The organism is Clostridium sp. (genome assembly GCF_036569345.1).
In the GTDB taxonomy this organism is placed as follows: domain Bacteria; phylum Bacillota; class Clostridia; order Clostridiales; family Clostridiaceae; genus Clostridium_AD.
The window spans coordinates 77533-100402 of sequence record NZ_DATCQT010000018.1 but is presented as its reverse complement, the minus strand read 5'-3'; the positions used below and the strand labels follow the sequence as shown (position 1 = coordinate 100402).

The 22870-nt window shown below is 29.5% G+C and carries 24 protein-coding genes; 22 read left to right on the top strand and 2 right to left on the bottom strand.

Annotated elements, in window-relative coordinates; translation table 11 throughout:
* Window positions 1-52 precede the first annotated feature (52 nt).
* The 4 genes from recG to VIM70_RS01260 all read left to right on the top strand — a co-directional run bounded on the left by recG (window position 53) and on the right by VIM70_RS01260 (window position 3786).
* Window positions 53-2089 (top strand): ATP-dependent DNA helicase RecG, encoded by a 2037-nt coding sequence (gene recG / locus VIM70_RS01275; RefSeq protein WP_331943310.1) that lies wholly within the window; start codon window positions 53-55, stop codon window positions 2087-2089.
* A 77-nt stretch (window positions 2090-2166) separates the two neighbouring features.
* Window positions 2167-2730, top strand: coding sequence for a 16S rRNA (guanine(966)-N(2))-methyltransferase RsmD (gene rsmD, locus VIM70_RS01270; protein WP_331943308.1), 564 nt, complete (start codon window positions 2167-2169; stop codon window positions 2728-2730).
* A 39-nt stretch (window positions 2731-2769) separates the two neighbouring features.
* On the top strand, window positions 2770-3252 hold the full coding sequence (coaD, locus tag VIM70_RS01265; protein WP_331943306.1) for a pantetheine-phosphate adenylyltransferase: 483 nt from the start codon (window positions 2770-2772) through the stop codon (window positions 3250-3252).
* A 9-nt stretch (window positions 3253-3261) separates the two neighbouring features.
* Window positions 3262-3786: an ATPase gene (locus tag VIM70_RS01260; protein ID WP_331943304.1), complete on the top strand. Its 525-nt coding sequence runs from the start codon at window positions 3262-3264 to the stop codon at window positions 3784-3786.
* Here the strand turns inward: VIM70_RS01260 and ylbJ are convergent.
* A complete protein-coding gene (ylbJ, locus tag VIM70_RS01255; RefSeq protein WP_331943302.1) occupies window positions 3769-4947 on the bottom strand; it encodes a sporulation integral membrane protein YlbJ in 1179 nt (392 codons plus the stop codon). The two genes, VIM70_RS01260 and ylbJ, sit on opposite strands and share 18 nt — an antisense overlap.
* A gap of 125 nt (window positions 4948-5072) precedes the next feature.
* A complete protein-coding gene (locus tag VIM70_RS01250) occupies window positions 5073-6296 on the bottom strand; it encodes a nucleotidyltransferase (protein ID WP_331943300.1) in 1224 nt (407 codons plus the stop codon).
* A gap of 233 nt (window positions 6297-6529) precedes the next feature.
* Here VIM70_RS01250 and pta point away from each other — a divergent pair, with 233 nt between their 5' ends.
* The 18 genes from pta (at window position 6530) to lepB (ending at window position 22867) form a co-directional block, all read left to right on the top strand.
* The gene (pta, locus tag VIM70_RS01245) at window positions 6530-7531 is read left to right on the top strand and encodes a phosphate acetyltransferase (protein ID WP_331943298.1); all 1002 of its coding nucleotides are present in this window, start codon (window positions 6530-6532) and stop codon (window positions 7529-7531) included.
* 50 nt (window positions 7532-7581) lie between these two features.
* On the top strand, window positions 7582-8772 hold the full coding sequence (locus VIM70_RS01240) for an acetate kinase (RefSeq protein ID WP_331943296.1): 1191 nt from the start codon (window positions 7582-7584) through the stop codon (window positions 8770-8772).
* A 208-nt stretch (window positions 8773-8980) separates the two neighbouring features.
* Window positions 8981-9481, top strand: a complete 501-nt coding sequence (locus tag VIM70_RS01235; protein ID WP_331943294.1) for a DUF177 domain-containing protein — start codon at window positions 8981-8983, stop codon at window positions 9479-9481.
* Between the two features lie 12 nt (window positions 9482-9493).
* Window positions 9494-9679 (top strand): 50S ribosomal protein L32, encoded by a 186-nt coding sequence (gene rpmF / locus VIM70_RS01230; protein ID WP_216305459.1) that lies wholly within the window; start codon window positions 9494-9496, stop codon window positions 9677-9679.
* A gap of 170 nt (window positions 9680-9849) precedes the next feature.
* Window positions 9850-10872 carry a phosphate acyltransferase PlsX gene (gene plsX / locus VIM70_RS01225; protein WP_331943290.1) on the top strand — a complete coding sequence of 341 codons (1023 nt, stop codon included), beginning with the start codon at window positions 9850-9852 and terminating at the stop codon, window positions 10870-10872.
* Between the two features lie 177 nt (window positions 10873-11049).
* Window positions 11050-11283 carry an acyl carrier protein gene (gene acpP, locus VIM70_RS01220; protein WP_331943381.1) on the top strand — a complete coding sequence of 78 codons (234 nt, stop codon included), beginning with the start codon at window positions 11050-11052 and terminating at the stop codon, window positions 11281-11283.
* Window positions 11284-11481: 198 nt separating this feature from the next.
* A complete protein-coding gene (gene rnc / locus VIM70_RS01215; protein WP_331943288.1) occupies window positions 11482-12201 on the top strand; it encodes a ribonuclease III in 720 nt (239 codons plus the stop codon).
* Window positions 12194-13285, top strand: coding sequence for an elongator complex protein 3 (locus VIM70_RS01210; RefSeq protein WP_331943286.1), 1092 nt, complete (start codon window positions 12194-12196; stop codon window positions 13283-13285). Before rnc ends, VIM70_RS01210 begins: the two co-directional genes overlap by 8 nt.
* A gap of 263 nt (window positions 13286-13548) precedes the next feature.
* A complete protein-coding gene (gene smc, locus VIM70_RS01205; RefSeq protein ID WP_331943284.1) occupies window positions 13549-17139 on the top strand; it encodes a chromosome segregation protein SMC in 3591 nt (1196 codons plus the stop codon).
* Between the two features lie 46 nt (window positions 17140-17185).
* Window positions 17186-18097, top strand: coding sequence for a signal recognition particle-docking protein FtsY (gene ftsY / locus VIM70_RS01200; protein WP_331943282.1), 912 nt, complete (start codon window positions 17186-17188; stop codon window positions 18095-18097).
* Window positions 18098-18205: 108 nt separating this feature from the next.
* Window positions 18206-18553: a putative DNA-binding protein gene (locus tag VIM70_RS01195; protein ID WP_331943280.1), complete on the top strand. Its 348-nt coding sequence runs from the start codon at window positions 18206-18208 to the stop codon at window positions 18551-18553.
* Window positions 18554-18563: 10 nt separating this feature from the next.
* A complete protein-coding gene (gene ffh / locus VIM70_RS01190; RefSeq protein WP_331943278.1) occupies window positions 18564-19913 on the top strand; it encodes a signal recognition particle protein in 1350 nt (449 codons plus the stop codon).
* 47 nt (window positions 19914-19960) lie between these two features.
* Entirely contained in the window at window positions 19961-20203 is a 243-nt protein-coding gene (gene rpsP / locus VIM70_RS01185; protein ID WP_298837484.1) for a 30S ribosomal protein S16, read from the top strand.
* A gap of 34 nt (window positions 20204-20237) precedes the next feature.
* Window positions 20238-20465: a KH domain-containing protein gene (locus tag VIM70_RS01180; protein ID WP_331943272.1), complete on the top strand. Its 228-nt coding sequence runs from the start codon at window positions 20238-20240 to the stop codon at window positions 20463-20465.
* 84 nt (window positions 20466-20549) lie between these two features.
* Window positions 20550-21041, top strand: coding sequence for a ribosome maturation factor RimM (rimM, locus tag VIM70_RS01175; protein WP_331943270.1), 492 nt, complete (start codon window positions 20550-20552; stop codon window positions 21039-21041).
* On the top strand, window positions 21038-21769 hold the full coding sequence (gene trmD, locus VIM70_RS01170) for a tRNA (guanosine(37)-N1)-methyltransferase TrmD (protein WP_331943268.1): 732 nt from the start codon (window positions 21038-21040) through the stop codon (window positions 21767-21769). The genes rimM and trmD overlap by 4 nt, the downstream gene beginning before the upstream one ends.
* 164 nt (window positions 21770-21933) lie before the next feature.
* Window positions 21934-22281, top strand: a complete 348-nt coding sequence (rplS, locus tag VIM70_RS01165) for a 50S ribosomal protein L19 (protein ID WP_331943379.1) — start codon at window positions 21934-21936, stop codon at window positions 22279-22281.
* Window positions 22282-22354: 73 nt separating this feature from the next.
* Window positions 22355-22867: a signal peptidase I gene (gene lepB / locus VIM70_RS01160; protein WP_331943266.1), complete on the top strand. Its 513-nt coding sequence runs from the start codon at window positions 22355-22357 to the stop codon at window positions 22865-22867.
* Window positions 22868-22870 lie beyond the last annotated feature (3 nt).

Genomic DNA, 22870 nt, shown 5'->3' with positions numbered 1-22870 from the left:
TAATCTAAAACAAACAGGGCTATTATTAAAATATTATTTTGGAGTGGTGTTTGTGAATACTTATAGCGATATAAAATATATAAAGGGCGTTGGACCTAAAATGGCAGAAAATTTAAATAAATGTGGGATTTTTAGCATTTTAGATCTATTATTATATTTCCCACGAGATTATGAGAATGTATTCGCAAAGGTGAGCATTTTAGATTGCGTAGAGGGTGAAAAAGTCATTGTAGAGTGCAATGTGTTAAATATATTAAAAGATGCTAGATTAAAAAATAATAAAACTCTTTCTACTGTAGTTTTTTGCCAAGGGGATAACAGATTTAAAGGTAAATGGTTTAATCAAAGATATGCAAAAAATAGTTTTAAAATTTCAAGTAATTATATTATTACAGGAAAAGTTAACAAATTCAAGGAAGAAATCACAATTATGAATCCTAAAATTGTAAAAAATACATCAATGGATACAAATACAATGATTGCCAAGTATCCACTTAAAAATAATATTACTAATAATTTTTTTAATAAAATTATATCTGATGTACTTTGTAATATTGAAATAACAGATAATTTTCCAAAATGGCTTGTGGAAAAATATTCTTTTTGTTCTTTAGATGATGCTACTCGTAATATACATAGTCCTAAAAGTATAGAACTCCTTAATGAGTCAAGAAGGAGACTTAAATTCCAAGAATTATTTACGTATTCATTAAAGATATTAATGTTAAAAGAGTTTATAAAATCACGTAATAGTGGCATTCAATTTAAAATAGCTCCAGAACTTACAACACTTAAAAATGCGCTTCCATATGAGCTTACAAAGGCACAAAGTAAGGTTGTGCGAGAAATTCTAATAGATCAAAAGAAAGATGTAGGTATGAATCGACTTTTACAAGGGGATGTTGGAAGTGGTAAAACTATAGTGGCTATTATTACTATGTTTAATGTTGTGAAAAACGGGTACCAAGCGGCTATGATGGCTCCAACTGAAATCCTAGCAAAACAACATTATGAAGAAATTCAAAATGTATTAAAAGATTTTTCATTAAAAATACAAATATTAAGTGGAAGTACAACGAATAAAAATAAAGAATTGATTAAACAGGAATTAAAAAATGGAACAATAGATATTATTGTTGGAACTCATGCGCTTATTGAAGATAATGTGGGATTTAAGAACTTAGGCATGATTGTTACCGATGAGCAACATCGGTTTGGGGTATCGCAGAGAAATAAATTTTCGAATAAAGGTAAAAATATAGATATTCTTGTAATGACAGCTACTCCCATTCCGAGAACACTATCTTTATATTTATATGGTGATTTAGATGTATCCATTATAGATGAATTGCCACCAGGAAGGCAAAACATTGATACATCCTATGAGAGTATGAAAACTAGTGGAAAAGTGTACGAATTTGCTCTAAACCAAATTAAAAAGGGAAGACAAGTATACGTGGTTTGTCCACTTGTTGAAGAAAATGAAGAAATGAAGTTAAGTTCAGTCCAGACTCTTTATGAAAAATTAAAAAAGGAACAGTTTAGTTCTATAGAAATAGGGATGGTATATGGTAAAATGCCGAGTAAACTTAAAAATGAAATTATGGATAAATTTAAAACAGGTGAAATTAAGGCGTTAATTTCTACCACAGTAATTGAAGTTGGTGTAAATGTACCCAATGCTACAGTTATGATAATCGAAAACTCAGAAAGATTTGGCCTTGCACAACTCCATCAACTCAGAGGAAGGGTAGGAAGAGGAGTACATAAGTCCTATTGTATACTACTTGCTAATATCACAAACAATATAGTGAGAAAAAGGATTCAAATAATGATAAAAAGTAATGATGGCTTTTTTATTGCTGAAGAAGATTTAAAAACCAGGGGTGCGGGAGAATTGTTTGGTACACACCAGCATGGTGAATCAGGTTTAATTTTAGCAGATGTAATTGAAGATTTTGATATTTTAAAACTTGCAAATAATGAAGCGAAAAGGTTAATACAAAGTAATAATATCGAAGACGTGAAGCTAAAGAATGAAATAATAGAAAAAATTGAGAAAAGTTCTAGCTATATTTGTTTCAATTAAGGAAAAAATAGTTTTGTATATATTATATATATATGATAAAATATTATCGAAACTTGCTTAGATGGAGGAATAAACATATGAGAATTATTGCAGGAAGTGCAAGAGGAAGAAAGTTATTGTCACCTGTGGGGATGGGAACGAGGCCCACATTAGATAGAGTTAAAGAATCTATATTTAGTATAATCCAAAATAAATTGCCACATGCCGTAGTGGTTGATATGTTTTCAGGTACTGGAAGCTTGGGACTTGAGGCAGCAAGCAGAGGAGCGGCGATTTGTTATTTAATAGATATGGGCGATACTACCTTTGAGATGTTGCAAAAAAATGTCGATAATTTAAAGTTTAATGATAAATGTAAATGTTTAAAAGGTGATACATATAAATATATGCAACAATTTGCGGATGAAAAAGTTGTATTTGATTTAATTTTTATAGATCCACCATATGCCAAGGACATGATTCCACCCGCTATTGAGATTATAACAACAAATAGTCTATTAAAGAAAGATGGATTAATTGTTTGTAAAATAGATTCTTCAGAAGAAATATATGACGGGAATTCTATTATTCATCTTGTAAGATCAAGAAAATATGGTAACACTACTGTATTGTTTTACGAATATAAGGGAGCTAGTAATTAAGAAAAATTAGCTAACCCAGAGGAAACATGGAGGCATAACATGAAAAAAGCAATTTGCCCTGGAAGTTTTGATCCAATAACAAATGGACATTTAGACATTATTAAGAGGGCGTCTAGAGTTTTTGAAGAATTAATCGTAGGAGTAGTTGTTAACCCTGAGAAAAAGTGTCTATTTACTGTAGACGAGAGAGTGGAACAAATAAAAAATGTAGTAAAAAATTTACCTAATGTGAAAGTGAAAAAATTTAGTGGTTTACTTGTTCATCTAATGAATAAAGAGGGTGTAAATGTCATAGTGAAAGGACTCAGAAGTGTTTCAGATTTTGAGTATGAGTTTCAAATGGCATCAATGAATAATAAATTGGATCCAGGTAAGGAAACCGTGTTTATGATGACAAAAACAGATTATTGTTATATAAGTTCTTCTTCAGTTAAACAGGTTGCTATGCTTGGAGGATGTATTAAAGGGTTAGTACCTGAGGAAATCATTCCAGATATTATTAAGAAAATTAATTTTAAATAGGGGGGAAATATGGATGTTATAAAACTATTAGAATATCTCCAAGGAATTATAGAAAGTTCATCTAAAATACCTGTTACTGGTAAGTCGGTTATAAATAAAAAAGAGATATTAGATATAGTAGATCAAATAATAAATCATTTGCCAGATGAGTTTAAGAAAGCCCAGTGGATTTGCGATGAAAAAGAACGAATTCTTGTTGATGCGAAGAAACAGGCTAAGATTTTTGAGGAAGAGACTATTGATAAAATAAGAAGAAGAGTAGAAAAGCAAGACCTAGTTAAAGAAGCACAGACAAGGTCAGAAGAAATTATAGCATCAGCTCAAAGAGATGGTAAAATCATGAGACTTGGAGCTAAAGACTATGCGGATGAAATACTATCTCAATTGGATAAAGAAATTGAGTTAAAAGGGCAGAAAATGCTTCATAAGATTAAAGGTGATGTTCAAGAATTTTTAATATCTCTGCAGGGAGAAGTTACAGATACAACAACTTCAATAAGAGAAAATGTAAAAGAATTAAGAGGAATGAAATAGTTTAATTATATTTATAAGTACTATTGGAAAAAATAAAATTATTAATATTAGTAAGCATAAATTACTGCTTTTGTATATACCCATGTTATTAAATGTAAAAATAGATGAAGTATGTAGAAAAATGAAGTATAAAATTAATGTTAAAATTGAAGAAATTATAGCTTGAATGAATTTTCGAGTTATATATTTTTTTATTGAGACATCATATTTAGAGGTATAGCTATAAACTTGAGAAATAATGGACAAACCACTAAAAGCAATTAAAAAACTTAGAACTGGAAGTTTTACATATAGACTTGAATTACTTGACGATATTAAATAACATCCATTAGTCATTTCTAGCATACCGAGTAATAAACCTTCTATAAAGTCGCCAGAGAATCCAATAATTAAAGAAAATCTATTGAGGGCAATGTGGAATAAAACATTGTCTTTAATCATTCCTGTTAGTACAGAGAATACTACTATAAAACCACCTATATTTAAGGAATTTTTAATAGCATCTTCAATACTACTTTTAAGTATCATACCAATATTTAAATACGTTGAATCTATTTTCGAAAAATTGCTACTTCGATTTTTAATTTTAAAATAAGGTTTTTTTGAGGGAAGTATAAGTCCCATAAATAAACATGATAGAATATTAGATAGTAATAATATATAACCAATTTTAGGACTTAACATCATAGAAGTACCTACTGCACCCATAATAAATAAGGGACTTGCATTAGAGGCGATGTTTAGTAATCTTTCACAAGTCACTAAATCAATTATATTTTTCTCGTACAAATCACAAGTATACCTTGCGCCTAAAGGATAACCACATAAAACACTAACTAAAAGCGCAAAATTACATTCTTTTGGTAGTTTTAATGGTTTGCAAATTAGATTTCCCAATAATTTAGAATAAATGCGAATGCCATCATAACTTATTATAATATTAATTATAACTAAAAATGGAAAAAGCGAAGGGAAAATTGCATTAAAAAACAATTTTGCACCAGATATTGCGTACTGTATACATATATTTGGTGCTAATATTATCTGAATAATAATAAACGAACAAATTAATGTTATTATTAGATTTATTTTTAAATTTCTAAATAGTTTAAACAATAATAGTATTATTAAAATTAATAATATAATTAACAGTAATTTCAATGCTAAACCCCTTTTAAAGTATTACTTTATTAAATATATTTAAACTCTAATAAACTTATGTATTGGAAACATTAATTTTAAATATAATAAATGCTACTATCTATAAAAGATAGTAGCATTTATTTTTAACTTAGAATGATAGGGGATATCAAATAATCACTATTAGGTCCAATACTGTTATTTAAAATGTTGTAAGCCCTTGTAGACTGGATATCTAGTTGTAGTATTTCACTCAAGTCTTTAGGCATTTTAGTATAAAGTGGAATACTACTGTTTGATTTCATAGATTTAAGAATTGATTTTCCATTTGAATTAAATCCCAAAATCCGAGCGTAAGGACAAGGAATTGATCTTAATTTTTTGGTGTCATAGTTATCAAACCCTATAAAATATTGACATAATATTCTACTTAACCGGGTATAAGTGTACCTTTTGGTTTTTATATCTTCAAGTGTACTTGAGTAGTTTAAATTATTTTGTAATGATCTAATAATCCTGTTATCAAGTCCTTCAGATACATCTGGTAAATTTACTAGAGAGTTTTTTGATGTAGCAGATTTATGTTTAATGTATGGGAACATGGATTCTTCAAATGTAAATTTATAATTTTTAGTTTGTAAGTTTTCAAGTTCAGATAATACTGAAATTGGAATATGACCATTAAGTTTTGTTAAAGAACCATTTTCTTTAATAAATTTTCTTATAGCAGTAGCACTTGAAAACTCATTCTGCATAATATTACTGTTATAATGCCCACCCTCTCTTTTTATGGTGTAAGGTGTAATAGAACTTCCTAATTTTATTAAGCTTTTACAATACTCTATACCTAATATATTATTAGAGGAATTTAAAAAATTACCTGACAATAAGTTTGAAGTTCTCATGTTTGAATTTATTAAATAGTCATAAAGTGCATTAGACCTTGCCAAGGGGTACACAATACCTTTGGATAAATAAGTTTTTAATAGTGTTTTAAATTCAATAGGCTCCTTAAGTAATATATTCGAAATATTATATATGTCATCAATAACTCCATGTTCACTACCAAAGCAAATATTATCCACTATGCCTAAGCTATTTAAAAGACTTAATGCGCCAGACGCAAAAAATTCTGCTGAGGACACACTGTAAATGGTTGGAAGTTCTATTACTAAATCTACTCCATTATTTAGAGCCATTTTAGTTTTTGTCCATTTATCTATAAGCGATGGAATTCCACGTTGAGTAAAATTTCCACTCATAACACAAATTAAAACATCACAATTTGTAAGCTCTTTGGTTTTATTAATATGATATACATGACCATTATGTAATGGATTATATTCAACAATTATTCCAGAAGTATTCATTAAATCACCTCATTAAAGCTAATATAAAACTTATATTTATTTATATTATATAATAGAAAATGAATAAATAAAAGTATATATATTTTGTTTAAAGGCAAAAATAATGAAAATTAAAAAGATATATATAATTGATTTTACCATTTTATGTTGAAATGTGTAAGAGAAATGGTGTATATTATATTTGTATGTTATTAATGGTCATAAGTTAATAATAACTGAGAGGAGACATAAGAATGACATTTATAGAAAAAATATGTAGAAAAGCGCAAGCAGATAAAAAAAGAATAGTACTTCCAGAAGGTGAAGAGGAAAGAACTATTAAAGCAAGTGAAATTATCAAGAATAAAGGATTAGCCGAGGTAATATTAATAGGAGATGTAGCTGTAATCAAGGCGAAAGCAGGTAAATTCGGAGTTAATCTTGAAGGAATAGAAATTGTAGACCCAAAAACTTCTGAAAAAGCTGAGATTTATGCTAAGGAATTTTATGAACTAAGAAAAAAGAAAGGAATGACAATAGAAAAAGCGGAAGAGACAGTTAAAGATTGTGTGTATTTTGCAACTATGATGCTTAAAATGGGAGAAGTCGATGGAATGGTCTCAGGAGCAGTACATTATACAGGGGATTTACTTAGACCTGGAATGCAAATCATTAAAACTGCACCAGGAATGAAGATTGTTTCAAGTTTTTTTATAATGGAATTGCCTGACAATGAATATGGAGAAAACGGACTACTTTTATTTGGAGATTCTGCTGTTAATATAAACCCTAATGCAGAAGAACTCGCAGATATAGCTATCAGTACTGCCGATAATGCAAAAGCATTATGTGATTTTGAACCAAAGGTAGCGATGTTATCTTTTTCAACAAGAGGTAGTGCAAAACATGAATTTGTAGATAAAGTAGTAAAAGCTACTGAAATTGCAAGAAATGCTAGACCGGATTTACAAATCGATGGGGAACTTCAGTTAGATGCAGCTATTGTTAGTAGCGTAGCAAATCTAAAAGCACCAGACAGTAATGTAGCTGGACATGCAAATGTCTTAATATTTCCAGATATTCAATCAGGAAACATTGGATACAAATTAGTGCAAAGATTTGCTAAAGCAAAGGCTATTGGACCAATATGCCAAGGATTTGCAAAACCTATAAATGATTTATCAAGAGGATGCAACGTGGATGATATAGTTAATGTTGTTGCGGTAACTGCAGTGCAATCTCAAGCTAATAAATAATTTTATATATGACAAACATTTAAAAATATACGACTCGGGAGGCAAATTTAATGAGAGTTTTAGTTATAAACTGTGGAAGTTCATCACTTAAGTATCAACTGATAAATATGGAGAATGAAGAATGCCTAGCACTTGGACTAGTAGAGAGAATAGGAATGGAAGGATCAATATTAACACAAAAGGTTAATGGTGAAAAATATATTATTAATGAGTCAATGAAAGACCATACAGATGCTATTAGATTGGTAATTGGAGCACTTGTAGATGCCCAGCATGGTGTTATTAAAAATTTATCAGAAATAGATGCTGTGGGGCATAGAGTAGTCCATGGTGGAGAAAAATATGCAAAATCAGTTTTAATTAATGATGATGTAATGAAAAGCTTAGAAGAATTTGTAAAACTCGCACCTCTTCACAATCCAGCTAATATAATTGGGATAAATGCTTGTAAAGAATTGATGCCAAATGCTCCTATGGTAGCAGTGTTTGATACTTCATTCCATCAAACAATGCCAGAAGTTGCATACATATATCCACTTCCATATGATTTATACACTAACAATGGTGTTAGAAAATATGGATTCCACGGAACATCTCACAGATATGTTTCAGATAGAGCAGCAGAATTAATGGGTAAAGATATAAAAGATTTAAAATTAATTACTTGTCATTTAGGTAACGGAGCAAGTATTGCGGCCATTCAAAATGGTAAATCAATAGAAACAAGTATGGGGTTCACCCCACTTGAAGGAATAGCTATGGGAACTAGGTGCGGAAGCATTGATCCAGCTATAATAACATATATAATGAAAGAATTAAACTTAACAATTGATGAAACAAATGATGTAATGAATAAGAAATCAGGCGTACTCGGAATATCAGGAGTAAGTAGTGACTTCAGAGATTTAGAAACAGCTGCACATAAAGATGGGAACCATAGAGCACAGTTAGCAATTGATATATTTTGCTATAAAGTTAAGAAATTTATAGGTTCTTATGCTGCAGTAATGGGTGGAGTAGATGCAATTATATTTACTGCTGGACTTGGCGAAAACTCTCCAGAAACTAGGGTACAGATATGTACTGGATTAGAATTCTTAGGAGCAGTTATAGATAAGTCAAAGAATAATGTTCGCGGAAAAGAAGCAGAAGTTAGCATTGATAATTCTAAAACTAAAATATTTGTTATACCAACAAATGAGGAATTAGTAATTGCAAGAGATACATTAAATTTAATATAATAAAATTAATGCTAATTTTTATGATAAATAATTCTTGACTTTTTACTGTATTGTTTATATAATAAACTGTGTTTGATGTAAGTAAAAAACAATTTAGTTAGGAGGGACGCAGAGGCTTTGCTCGAGCTGTATATTTTTTATACAAGGTATAAAGATTTTCTTTATATGAGAAAAACTAAATTATATTTAGTTATTCAGAGTGGATAGTATGTTAATAGATATTTCAGAATTATTTAGTAATAAAAAAACAAGAAAGAAAATTCAGTTAGATTTAGAAAAAGAAAAGTTTTTCTATGATAATGAATTTATAGGGTTTTCTAAGCCGGTTAAGTTAGATTTGATTTTAAAGCCAGATGGTGATGAAATAGATTTGACTGGATGTATTGATACTGAACTATTACTTGCTTGTTCTAGGTGTCTTGAGACCTTTTCTTATTCAATACATATTGAATTAAATGAAAGACTATCGAAAACTCTAAAGAGTGAAGAAGAGGATATTATTTTTATTGAAGATGATAAATTAGATCTAAATGAAATTGTAGAAAATAATATCATTTCTATTCTGCCTATAAAAAAACTTTGTAATAAAGGTTGTAAAGGCTTATGCCATCAGTGTGGAATTAATTTAAATCATGGCACATGTAAATGTGAATTTGATGATGTTGATCCAAGGTTGGCAAAATTAAAAAATTTGTTTTCAACTGATTAAGGAGGTGTTACAATGGGAAATCCTGCTAGAAAATTTTCAAAAGGTAGAAGAGATTCTCGAAGAGCGCAGACATTTAAACTTGGTTTACCAGGAATAGTTGAGTGCCCTCAGTGCCACGACATGAAGCTTGCTCATAGAGTATGTAAAAACTGTGGATATTACAAAAATAGAGAAGTAGTTGTTATGGAAGCAAAATAAAAAGAAAGTCGAAAGACTTTCTTTTTATTTTTTTAAATAAATTAAAAAAAATTATATTTGTATTTAGTATTATGAATACTAGAAATATTTATTCAATATAGTATATAATATAATTATACAAATAAATATTACTAAATATGTATAAGGCACATTCAAAGTGAGGGTTTATAATGGTAGTAGTTGTGGATGGAATGGGTGGCGATTTTTCTCCAAATGCTGTGGTTGAAGGTTGTGTTGCAGCAATAAAAGAATATGGTATAGATATAGTAATAACTGGTCATGAAGAAGAAATTGTAGAAGAACTAAAAAAGTATACTTATGATTGTAAAAAAATAAAGATTGTTGATGCTCGAGAAATTATAAGTACAAATGAGCATCCAGTAATGGCTATTAAGCGAAAAAAGGATTCAAGTTTAGTAAAAGCATTAAATCTTGTGAAAAATGGAGATGCAGATGCTATTATTTCAGCTGGAAGTACTGGAGCTTTTTTAGCAGGATGTACGCTTATAATAGGAAGAATAAAAGGCATAGATAGACCAGCGCTAGCACCAGTAATGCCAGGTAGTAAAAGGCCATTTATGATAATTGACTGTGGAGCAAATGCAGAATGCAAACCTCATTATTTAGTGCAATTTGGACTTATGGGGAAAACATATTTTGAAAATATTCTAAAAATATCTAATCCATCGGTGGGTCTTGTAAACATAGGAACTGAAGAAGAAAAAGGTAATGAACTTTCAAAATCAGCTCATAAATTGCTAAAGGAAGCAAATTTAAATTTTGTAGGTAATGTGGAAGCTAGAGAAATTCCTACGGGTGACGTTAATGTTTTAGTTTGTGATGGTTTCACAGGGAATGTAATTTTGAAATTATATGAAGGTACAGTTGCTAATATATTTGATATATTAAAAACGGGTATAATGGGATCAGTAAGAACTAAGCTTGGGGGAATATTATTAAAACCAGTTTTTAAAAAGTTTAAGAAGGATTTTGATTATAAAGAATACGGAGGAGCTGCTTTCCTAGGAGTGAATGGAATTTGTATTAAAGCTCATGGAAGCTCAGATGGTAAAGCTTTTAAAAATGCAATTAAACAAGCTAAAATATTTTATGATAATGATGTTGTAAATAAATTAAAATTGGAAATTGAAAAACTATCAGAGAAGGAAAAAAACATAAATAATAATTTATAATATTGACACTAGTAGCTTTTTAATATCATGAAGTTCAATGTTAAAATAAAATATGAAGATTAATCGTTGATTAGTTAATAAAAACCTATTAAAATTATATAATATATTGTATAGTTTATAAATATAACAAATAATTATTGGTATAAATTTTATAGAAAGTTAAGGAGGTGAAAAGATATTATGTTTGAAAAAATTAGAGCGTGCATCGCATCACAGTTAAGTATAGACGAAGAAGAGATAAAAATGGAATCATCTTTTATGAATGATTTAGGAGCCGATTCTCTTGATATTGTAGAGTTAATCATGGCACTTGAAGAACAATACGATATAGAAATTCCTGATGAAGATGTTGAAAAGATTGTGACTGTTTCCGATATAGTAGAGTATATTAAAGTCCACTCCGAAGAATAACATATGGCTCCGCAATTATGCGGGCCTTTAGCTTTTTTCAAGCTTATTTTTGAATTTACTATTAAAGTATATTTAAAAAATAATAAATACATACGTTATTTTATTTGTGATGCAAAAGTAAATTGAATAATAAACTTGAAGAATTTTAAAAATGAAGATAAAAAATATTGAATAAACTTCCGAAAAGGAGTAATGATTATGAAAAGCAATATAAAATTACAGGATCTTGAAAAGGAACTGGAATTGGATTTTAGTAAGAAAGAGCTATTAAAAACTGCTATAACCCATAGCTCCTATGCAAATCAGAAAAAGAAAGTTGAGTTCAATGAAAGACTTGAGTTCTTAGGTGATTCAGTATTACAACTTGTAATATCTGAATACTTATACCTGCGTTTTACAGAAAAGCCTGAAGGATATCTAACTAAAATTAGGTCACTAATTGTTTGTGAAAATTCACTTTGTGAAATTGCAATTGGTTGGAAACTCGGAATATATATGAATATGAGCAAGGGTGAAGAAATAACTGGTGGTAGAAATAGAGTTTCAATATTGGCTGATTGTGTTGAAGCCATAATTGCGGCTATATATTTAGATAAAGGAATAGAATACTCTAAGTTATTTATACTTAATAACTTTAAAGCAATTATAGAGAAAGCAATTAGTAATGAGATAGTTTTGGATTATAAAACAAAACTTCAGGAAATATTTCAGCAAAATGGACAAGTCAATATTAACTATGAGCTTGTAAAATTTGAAGGGCCACCACATAAAAGAAAATTTTTTGTTGATTTATTAATAAATGATTGTATAAAAGGATCAGGGCAAGGATTTAGTAAAAAAGAAGCAGAACAAAATGCAGCCAAAGAAGTTATGGATAATCAGGAGGTTATTCATAACCAGGAGGTTATGCATGAGTAATTTGCATTACATTATTCCTATATTCGTTCCACATGAAGGTTGCCCACATGAGTGTGTATTCTGTAATCAAAATAGCATAACTGGTACAAAGTCAAAAGTTGATGCCATGTATGTTGAGCGAACAGTAAATGAATATCTTAAAACAATAAATCAAGATGATGCTATTATTGAAGTATCATTTTTTGGAGGAACCTTCACAGCTATAAAAACAGAAAAACAGATTGAACTTCTTACAGTTGCAAAGAAATTTAAAGACAATAATAAAATAAAGTTCATTAGATTATCTACAAGACCAGATTATATAAACGATAGTGTGTTAAGCAATCTGAAAAAATACTCTGTAGATATTATAGAACTTGGAGTACAATCAATGGATGCACAGGTATTATTGAAATCTGGAAGAGGGCATACAGCACGTGATGTAGAGTCTGCTTCCATACTTATAAAGAAGTATGGTTTTACCTTAGGGCATCAAATAATGATAGGTCTCCCTGGTGACAATATAGATAAGGATATTGAGACATCTAAAAGGTCTATTGCTCTTAAACCTGATATTTGTCGAATATATCCAGCTCTTGTAATTAAAGATACACAAATGGAAAAAATGTATAAAGAGCAAAAATTCAAACCCTATTCATTAAGTGAAGCAGTGAATATAAGTAAAATTATTTACATTATGATGATTGTAAATCAAATAAATGTGATCAGGATAGGATTACAGCCCACGGAGGAAATATCAGAAGGTAACGATCTTGTTGCGGGACCATTTCATCCTGCATTTAGGGAACTCGTTGAGGGTAGTATATATAATGATTTATTACATGAGGTTATCACAAATAATTTAAAGGAACCTTCTTTTGCTAATAAAGTTATAGTGAAAATAAACCCAAAAGATATCTCAAAACTTTATGCAAATGGTAAAAGCTTTTTTAATGACATGAAAAAACAAATAAAGCCAATCTCAATAGAGGTATGTCAAGATATTACCATTATTCGTGGAAGTGTTAGTATATGTATAGAAGAGAAATGTATTATCATGACCATATATGAATATGTATCAGAAAAGTATAAAAAAGGATTTTAATCTATTATATAGAATAGGGTTTAAAAGTAGATATATAATTTCTATCCTTAGAACGTTAATATAGTATATATTACATTAAACTAAATTATCGTAATATATACTTTTTTATATTAAAAAAAATTATGAAAATAAAAATATGAGGTGAAGTATGAATAGAAAAAAAAGAGATAAATATACGAAGATATTGATTTATGGTATTATTGTAATTTTCACTTTAAGTTTTGTATTACCAATGTTATTTAGTTAAATAGGAGAGTGTTTCAATGTTCTTAAAATCTATTGAAATAAGAGGATTTAAATCATTTGCAGATAAAACAGAGTTAACATTTAAGAAGGGTATTACAGCAGTAGTTGGACCTAATGGTAGTGGCAAAAGTAATATATCTGATGCTGTTAGATGGGTGCTTGGAGAACAAAGTGCACGGAATCTAAGAGGAGATAAAATGGAGGATGTTATATTTGCCGGTACACAGTTTAGGAAACCAGTTGGCCTGGCTCAAGTTTCACTTACTTTGGATAATACTGATAACGAACTGGATATAGATTATTCTAATGTAACGATATCGAGAAGATTATATCGCTCTGGGGAAAGTGAATATTTGATAAATAATACATCCTGTAGATTAAAAGATGTTCAACAACTATTTATGGATACTGGTATAGGAAAAGAAGGATATTCAATTATAGGTCAAGGCAAGATTGATGCTATTTTGAGTGGTAAAACTGAAGAAAGAAGAAAATTGTTTGAAGAGGCTGCAGGAATTGTTAAGTTTAAGAGTAGAAAAGAAGAATCAGAAAAGAAATTGGATAATACAGATCAGAATTTAATTAGAATAAAAGATATTTTAAGCACATATGAAGAAAGATTAGAACCATTGATGAATGAAAGTGAAAAGGCAAAAAAATTCTTGAAGTTTTTTGAAGAATTGAAAAGCAAAGAAGTTAGCATAATTGTTGATTCTATTAATAAAGTTGAAGAAAAGATTAAAAGATTAAATGAGGAACGTGATAAATTAAAGGTCGAAGTTATAAGTATTACAAACGGAAAAAATCAGTTCAAAAATGATACTGAATACTGGAATAGTGAATTTGAAAAATTTGAAAATAAAAGTCAGGAAGAAAAACAATTATACTATAATAATAAGCTAATTCATCAAAATAGTAATTCTGAAATAAACATTCTAAATGAGAGAATAGAAAATTTAGAGAAAATTATTACTAAAACCTCAAATGAGAGTCATTTGATTAATAAAAATATATTGGAATTTAAAGAAAAAGTGAAAGAATCAGACGATTCTTTAAATATTATAAAAAATACTCAAATAGAAATAGTAGAAAAAATTCAATTAAAAGAGATGAAAATTAATAATATTCAAGAAAATATAAAAAAAGAGAGCGTCGAGGCTAAAACTTTTAAACAAGAAGAACAAGTAAATATTGATAATACTACTGAGGTTACAAATCGTTTGTTGATTTTGAATAATAATATAGACATGTCTAAAACAAGAGTAGTTGCTTTGAAAAATACTATTGAAAACTTCTTTAATTTATCAAAAACTAATGCAACTACAAAAATAATGTTTGAAAGCCAAATGGAAAAATCCAAAGATAAAATAGTCCTTTATGAAAATAAATTTAATGAGAACAAGAAGGAAACCTTAAGAATTCAAAATATTTTAACCCTTGATGAAAAAACTATGAAGAATTGTAATTTTAATATTAATAAAACTGAAGCTAATTTTAACGTTCTAACAACTTTAGAAAAAAAGCATGAAGGTTATAATAAGTCTGTAAAAAATTTAATGCAACATGTGAATGAAGGCAAAGTAGGTAATATTCTTGAATGTTGTGTACTTGGAGAAATTATAAAGGTTGAAAAGAATTTAGAAATAGCCATAGAAATTGCCCTGGGAGCCTCCATATCTCACATAATAACTGAAAATGAAATTGTTGCGAAAATGTTGATTAATTATTTGAAAGCAAATAATCTTGGACGTGCAACCTTTTTACCATTAAACATTATTAAGGGAAAGAAACTTGTTCTTGATAATGAAACTAAGAAGAGTTTTGGATTTTTAGGGATAGCAAGCGAATTAATAGGTTATAATGAGAAGTTTAGTGAAGTTGTAGCATTTATTTTAGGAAGGACAATTATATGTAGTGATATGGATTCAGCACTTCGAATATCTAAAAAGAATAATTATAGATTTAAGATTGTTACACTAACTGGTGAGGTAATAAACGTAGGTGGGTCATTGACTGGTGGAAGTATATATTCAAAGACTTCAAGTGTAATTGGGCGAAAAAGAGAAATTAAAGAACTAGCTGAGTATTTACATACGTTAAAAAATGAATTGATTATATACTTAGAAAAAATACAAAAGAGTAGAACTGAAATTCTAAGACTTGATGAAGAAAACTTACATTTCAAGGGGGAGGTTCAACTTGGAAATATTGAAGTCGCAAAAATAGAAACTAAAATAAATTCTATAGAAGATGAAGCAGATAGACTAAAGGGTAATATTATTACGTTAGACGCTGAAAAATGCTTAGAAGAGAATAATGTTCAAAAGGGTAATAATGAAATTAAAGAAAAAAATATAGCTGTTGAAAAGCTTATACTTGAAAAAAGTAAAATACAGATAAATATTAGTAATGTTGATTTCAAATTAAAAGATAAATTGCAAGAAATTGAGAATATAAAAGATTTAATTAATGTTACTAAGATAAAAAAAGCCCAAATTGATGAAACAATAAATAACAAACGATTAGAAATTCAAAGACTAAATAATGAAACACTTGTGTATAATGAAAAGATAAACATATTTTCTAGAGAAATTGAAGAAGCAATAAAAAATAAGATCACAAGTGAATGTGCAATTCAAAGTGCTAATGAAAAAGTAAATGAAATAAAGATCATATTAGAAAAAACGGAAAGAAAACTTGAGGATAATGAAATTCAAAGAATTAAAATTAAAGAGCATATAAAAATAAGTGTGGAACAGTTAGATAATGGTTCGATAATGCTTGGAAAAATTGAAAAAGAGCAACATAAATGTGAATTAGCTTGCACGAAGGTAGAGATGGAAAAGGATACTTATTACAATAAATTGAATGAAGACTTTGAACTAACATATGCAGAAGCTTTGCAATTTGAAAAAGAATTAAAAGTTAAAAATAAAATTGAAGACAGTGATAAGATTAAAGACATTGATAAGACAAAAAGAGAAATATTAATACTAAAAGAATCTATATCAATGCTTGGAAATATCAATGTAAGTGCTATTGAAGAGTATAAGGAAGTCAAAGATAAATTTACTTTTATGGATAGTCAAAAGGATGACTTGGTGTTAGCTAAAAATGAATTATTAACTGTAATAAGTGAAATGACTGAAAAAATGAAAAAAATATTCGCAGAAAACTTTGTTGTATTAAGGCAAAATTTCAATGAAACCTTTGTGGAATTGTTTAAGGGTGGAAGTGCGGATTTAATACTTACAGAAGGTGATGAACTTACATCAAAAATTGATATTAATGTACAGCCACCAGGGAAAAAGCTGCAAAATATAAATTTAATGTCTGGTGGAGAAAAAGTTTTATCTGCTATTGCGTTATTATTTGCTATACTAAAAATGAAGCCAACTCCATTTTGTATTTTGGATGAAATAGAGGCAGCGCTTGACGATGCAAATGTAGCTAGATATGCGGAGTTTTTAAAGAGATTTTCGGATAATGTTCAGTTTATTATAATAACTCACAGAAAAGGAACTATGGAAGTTGGAGATGTATTGTACGGCGTTACAATGGAGGAAAAGGGAGTGTCAAAAATAGTATCTGTAGATTTTAATAAGTAAAAAGATGTAACGATTTTCCATAGAAGGCAAATGAGGAGGATTAGAAATGTTTGGAGGATTTTTTGATAAATTAAAAGATGGGCTAACAAAAACAAGAAATAGCATCACTGAAAAAGTTAGTCAAGTACTAAACTTAGCCATTACAATTGATGATGAATTGTACGAAGAATTAGAAGAAATATTAATCACCTCAGATATAGGTGTGGAGACTTCAATTTATGTTATAGAGGAACTCAAAAAAAAGGTGAAAGAATATAAAATAAAAGAACCAGAAGAAATTAAACCGTGTTTAAAAGAAGTTTTAATTGATATATTAGGAAACGACGAAAATCCTATAAAGACTGTGGAGTTGCCCAAGGTAATTTTGGTGATTGGCGTTAATGGAGTTGGAAAAACTACTTCCATTGGTAAAATGGCTACAAGTTTAAAAGCTGAAAAGTATAAAGTTCTTATTGCTGCGGCAGATACATTCAGAGCAGCAGCAATTGACCAGTTAGAAGTTTGGAGTACTAGGGCAGGTGTGCCATTAATAAAACACCAAGAGGGGTCTGATCCTGCTGCCGTAGTTTTTGATGCTGTTCAAGCAGCTAAAGCAAGAAAAATTGATGTTCTAATATGTGATACAGCAGGTAGACTTCATAATAAAAAAAATCTTATGGATGAATTAGCAAAAATAAATAGGGTGATTAAGCGGGAGTATAGTGAGGCTCATATGGAAACATTATTAGTACTTGATGCCACAACAGGTCAAAACGGAGTACAACAAGCTAAACAATTTATGGAGGTATGCCCAATAGACGGTATAATACTAACTAAATTAGATGGTACGGCTAAAGGTGGTGTTGTAATATCAATAAAAAGGCAACTTGATATACCGGTTAAATATATAGGTGTTGGTGAAGGTATTGATGATTTACAAGTGTTTAATTCAAAAGATTTTGTAGAAGCTTTATTTTAAAATATAAATATAGGTAACTCTTTATATAAAAAAAATGGCCTGTTAAGTAAAACTACTTGACACTCTATTTAAACTCTGATATTATATTATTTGTGAGTCGGTGATGAAATGGAAAAAAGATTTGAGATTTCCCTACTATTGGATTTTTATGGTGAATTGCTTACTGAAAAGCAAAGGGATATAATGGATTTGTATTTTAATAATGATTTGTCTTTATCTGAAATAGCTGAGATAAATAATACTAGTAGGCAAGCTATTCATGATACCATTAAAAGATCCGATAATGTACTTTTAGTGTATGAGGAAAAATTGAAATTACTTAATAAAAATCATAAACTGAAAGAAAACTTAAAAAACATTCTATCAAAATTAGAAAATTTACAGATTGATATAAAAGATGAAAAAAATAATCAGATTATATGTGATATAAAGACCCAGCTTATTGAAAATATTTAGGAGGTTTATTATGGCATTTGAAGGGTTATCTTCTAAGTTACAGGATACCATAAAAAAATTAAAAGGTAAGGGTAAGCTTTCCGAAAAAGATATTAAAGATGCTATGAGAGAAGTAAAATTAGCATTACTTGAAGCAGATGTTAATTATAAAGTAGTAAAAGATTTTGTGAAAAATGTTAGTGAAAAGTGTTTAGGCAATGGAGTATTACAAAGCTTAACACCTGGTCAACAGGTTATTAAAATTGTTAATGATGAGTTAACTAATTTAATGGGTAATTCAGAAAGCAAATTAGAGTTTTCTATAAATGGATTAACGGTTATAATGCTAGTAGGACTTCAAGGTGCTGGTAAAACCACAATGGGTGGAAAACTTGCTCTTTCATTGAAAAGAAAAAATAAAAAACCACTATTAGTTGCCTGTGATGTATATAGGCCAGCTGCAATTAAACAATTGCAGGTAGTTGGAAAACAAATAGATGTCCCAATATTTACTATGGGAGACAAGGTGAGTCCAGTTGAAATAGCAAAAGAATCATTAGCCTTTGCTAAGGATAATGGTAACAATGTGGTTATACTAGATACAGCAGGGCGACTTCATATAGATGAAAACTTAATGAATGAGCTTCAAGACATAAAAGCAATTGTGAAGCCAAGTGAAATAATGCTAATTGTAGATTCTATGACAGGGCAAGATGCAGTTAATGTAGCGGAGAGTTTTAATTCACAATTAGATATTACTGGAGTGATTTTGACCAAATTAGATGGTGATACAAGAGGTGGTGCCGCACTATCTATTAAAGCAATGACCGGAAAACCTATTAAGTTTGTTGGGTCCGGAGAAAAAATGAATGATTTGGAAGTTTTCTATCCAGATAGAATGGCATCAAGAATACTTGGTATGGGTGATGTGCTTACATTAATAGAAAAAGCACAGCAGTCTATAGATGAAAATGAAGCAAAGGAACTTGGGAGTAGAATGCTTTCACAAGAGTTCAATTTAGATGATTTTTTAGCATCTATGCAACAAATGAAAAAACTTGGACCATTGAATAAATTAATTGAAATGATGCCAGGAGCAAATAAAAAAGAACTGCAGGGTGTAGATCTTTCTCAAAGTGAAAAAGAAATGGGAAAAGTTGAAGCTATCATAAGATCAATGACTTTATCAGAAAGAAAACATCCTAATTTGGTTAGTAGCTCTTCTTCTAGGAAAAAGAGAATTGCAAATGGATCAGGAACCCTAGTACAACAAGTAAATAAGTTGTTAAAAGATTTTGAAATGATGAAAAAATTCATGAAGCAAGCAAAAGGATTCCAAAAACCTGGTAAAAAAGGTATGTTTGGTAAAATGCCTTTTTAATAAAAACTTGAGTAATTAGTAAATTTAGATTTAAGGAGGTGATATACGTGGCAGTTAAAATAAGATTAAAAAGAATGGGTGCTAAACATGCTCCATTTTATAGAGTGGTAGTTGCAGATTCAAGATCTCCAAGAGATGGAAAATTTATTGAAGAAATAGGATACTACAACCCAACAACAGAACCAACTACTATTAAAATTGATGTTGAAAAAGCAACTAAGTGGATGAAGAATGGTGCACAACCATCTGATACAGTTAAAAGGTTACTTAGTAAAATAGCAGTCAACTAGAAAAATTTGTAAGTAATGAATGGAGGAGTTTTCCATGAAACAGTTACTTGAAGTATTGGCAAAATATTTAGTTGATAGACCAGAAATGGTGGTAGTAAACGAAGTAGCACATGAGCATACGGTACTTCTTGAATTATCAGTAGCACATGAGGATATGGGAAAAGTTATAGGAAAACAAGGGAGAATAGCTAAAGCTATTCGAACTGTTGTAAAGGCAGCTGCTGTTAAAGAAAATAAAAAAGTAGTTGTTGAAATAAAGTAAGAGTTAGGTTCTGCCTAACTCTTATTTTAATTATATTTTTAATGCTACATATTAATATAAGTAAATTTGGAAGGAGGATTTTAAATGAAGGATTTTATGAGTGTTGGTCAGATTGGTAAAACACACGGGTTAAAAGGTGAAGTTAAAGTTTTTTCATTATCTGATTCACTTGAAAGATTTAAAAAATTAAAAAGCGTATACATTGATGGCGAACTTAGGAAAATTGAAGGATGTAAACTTCAAACAGATAAAGTTATACTCAAAATTGAAGGTATAGACAGCATAGAACAAGCAGATTTATATAGAAATAAGTACCTGATGGTTAGCCGTGAAGATGCAGTTAAATTGACAGAGGGCAGTTATTACGTGGCAGATTTGATTGATTGTGTCGTTTATGATGAGGCTGGAGAAGAACTTGGAAAAGTATTTGATGTTCTTAGTACACCTGGTAATGATGTATACTGGGTAAAGGGAAAAGAAGAATTGCTTATACCAGTACTTAAGGATATTGTAATAAGCATAGATATTGATAAACATATAATAATAATTAAGCCAGTAAAAGAATGGCAAGAATGAAAATAGATATATTAACTCTATTTCCCGAAATGTTTGATGTTTTCAATTATAGTATGATTGGAAAAGCAATAGAGAAAAATATATTAAGCATTTCATCACACAATATTCGCGATTTTTCTTTAAGTAAACATAAAAAAGTAGACGATTCTCCTTATGGTGGAGGGGCGGGTATGGTAATGCAAACTCAACCACTAGTAGATTGTATTAAGGATGCTAAATTGCATAATGGTGGAAAGGTAGTATTTTTGGGTCCACGAGGTAAGACTTTTACTCAAGATATTGCAAAAAAGCTATGTGAGGAAAAAGAATTAATATTTGTATGTGGTCATTATGAAGGCATTGATGAGAGAACTTATGATTATATTGATATGGAAATTTCCTTAGGTGATTATGTTTTAACAGGTGGAGAAATGGCCTGTATTCCCATAGTGGATAGTATTTGCAGGTTAATTCCAGGTGTATTATCATGTGCAGAAAGTTTCACTGAAGAATCTTTTTATGATGGAGTACTGGAATATCCTCATTATACAAGACCAGAATGTTTTGAGGGCAAAAACGTTCCAGAGGTGTTGATTTCAGGACATCATGAAAATATACGAAAGTGGAGAAGACTTCAATCACTTTTAATAACTAGAGAGAAAAGGCCGGATTTATTTCAAAAACTTATTCTCACGAAGGAAGATAAAAAATTATTAAGGAATGCAAATACTGAATATGATATTGGTTAAAATTCATTTGAAGTTAACATATCTTGAGTAAAAGCATAAAAGATATTTTTATGTTGATATATATACAATTTTATGATAAAATATAGTTTGTGCTAGTACGGGCGGTCCTCTGCCATTTTATAATGAGTATGAACGTCACAATAAAATATTAGGAGGGAATGCACATGTTAGAAATTATAAGAGCAATAGAATCAGAACAAATTAGAACTGACTTACCAGTATTTAATGTAGGTGATACTGTTAAGGTTCACATCAAAATCAGTGAAGGTAACAAGGAGAGAGTCCAAGTATTCGAAGGAACCGTTCTTAAAAGACAAAATGGCGGTTTAAGAGAAACTTTCACAGTAAGAAGAGTAGCATCTGGTGTTGGTGTTGAAAAAACATTTCCAGTAAATGCTCCAGTAATAGATAAAATTGAAGTTGTAAGACTAGGTAAAGTTAGAAGAGCTAAACTATTTTACTTAAGAGATAGAGTTGGTAAAGCTGCTAAGGTTAGAGAAAGAATGAGATAAAATTGGGGCTGAAAAGTCCCTTTTTACTTTTAATAATAGTTAAACTTTAGTAGATTTTTAAGTAGGTGTTTACATGAAAAGAAAATTTTTTGAAGTAGCAAAATCTATAGCAATTTCTCTTATAATTGCTGTATTTATGATAAATTATATATTCCAAATAGTAATAGTAAGTGGTGAATCTATGGTACCTACATTGCAAAACAATGATAAATTAATACTTGAAAAGGTATCAAAGCTAATAACATCTGTTAAGAGAAATGATATTGTAGTAATAAAGTACCCTGCGGACATAAGTCAAAGATTAATAAAAAGAGTTATAGCAGTTGCTGGAGACAAGGTTGAAATCAGTAATAATGTATTATACATAAATGGCACAGTTATTAATGAGTTTTATAAAAATGAAAATTTCATGAAAGATTATGATGAAACTGTAGTGCCGCAAGATTCAATATTTGTTCTTGGGGATAATAGAAACTTTAGTAAAGATAGTCGCAGTAGTGACATCGGGTTTGTAAAACTCAATCTTTTGGAGGGAAAAGCAATTATAAGGCTTTATCCATTCAATAAAATGGGAAGGATTAGATAAATA

Bases quoted from the DNA above. Each gene is read 5' to 3' on its own strand.
- rsmD (WP_331943308.1), top strand. From the start codon at position 2,167: ATGAGAATTATTGCAGGAAGTGCAAGAGGAAGAAAGTTATTGTCACCT.
- coaD (WP_331943306.1), top strand. From the start codon at position 2,770: ATGAAAAAAGCAATTTGCCCTGGAAGTTTTGATCCAATAACAAATGGA.
- VIM70_RS01260 (WP_331943304.1), top strand. From the start codon at position 3,262: ATGGATGTTATAAAACTATTAGAATATCTCCAAGGAATTATAGAAAGT.
- VIM70_RS01250 (WP_331943300.1), bottom strand. From the start codon at position 6,296: ATGAATACTTCTGGAATAATTGTTGAATATAATCCATTACATAATGGT.
- pta (WP_331943298.1), top strand. From the start codon at position 6,530: ATGACATTTATAGAAAAAATATGTAGAAAAGCGCAAGCAGATAAAAAA.
- VIM70_RS01240 (WP_331943296.1), top strand. From the start codon at position 7,582: ATGAGAGTTTTAGTTATAAACTGTGGAAGTTCATCACTTAAGTATCAA.
- VIM70_RS01235 (WP_331943294.1), top strand. From the start codon at position 8,981: ATGTTAATAGATATTTCAGAATTATTTAGTAATAAAAAAACAAGAAAG.
- rpmF (WP_216305459.1), top strand. From the start codon at position 9,494: ATGGGAAATCCTGCTAGAAAATTTTCAAAAGGTAGAAGAGATTCTCGA.
- plsX (WP_331943290.1), top strand. From the start codon at position 9,850: ATGGTAGTAGTTGTGGATGGAATGGGTGGCGATTTTTCTCCAAATGCT.
- rnc (WP_331943288.1), top strand. From the start codon at position 11,482: ATGAAAAGCAATATAAAATTACAGGATCTTGAAAAGGAACTGGAATTG.
- VIM70_RS01210 (WP_331943286.1), top strand. From the start codon at position 12,194: ATGAGTAATTTGCATTACATTATTCCTATATTCGTTCCACATGAAGGT.
- smc (WP_331943284.1), top strand. From the start codon at position 13,549: ATGTTCTTAAAATCTATTGAAATAAGAGGATTTAAATCATTTGCAGAT.
- ftsY (WP_331943282.1), top strand. From the start codon at position 17,186: ATGTTTGGAGGATTTTTTGATAAATTAAAAGATGGGCTAACAAAAACA.
- VIM70_RS01195 (WP_331943280.1), top strand. From the start codon at position 18,206: ATGGAAAAAAGATTTGAGATTTCCCTACTATTGGATTTTTATGGTGAA.
- ffh (WP_331943278.1), top strand. From the start codon at position 18,564: ATGGCATTTGAAGGGTTATCTTCTAAGTTACAGGATACCATAAAAAAA.
- VIM70_RS01180 (WP_331943272.1), top strand. From the start codon at position 20,238: ATGAAACAGTTACTTGAAGTATTGGCAAAATATTTAGTTGATAGACCA.
- rimM (WP_331943270.1), top strand. From the start codon at position 20,550: ATGAAGGATTTTATGAGTGTTGGTCAGATTGGTAAAACACACGGGTTA.
- trmD (WP_331943268.1), top strand. From the start codon at position 21,038: ATGAAAATAGATATATTAACTCTATTTCCCGAAATGTTTGATGTTTTC.
- rplS (WP_331943379.1), top strand. From the start codon at position 21,934: ATGTTAGAAATTATAAGAGCAATAGAATCAGAACAAATTAGAACTGAC.
- lepB (WP_331943266.1), top strand. From the start codon at position 22,355: ATGAAAAGAAAATTTTTTGAAGTAGCAAAATCTATAGCAATTTCTCTT.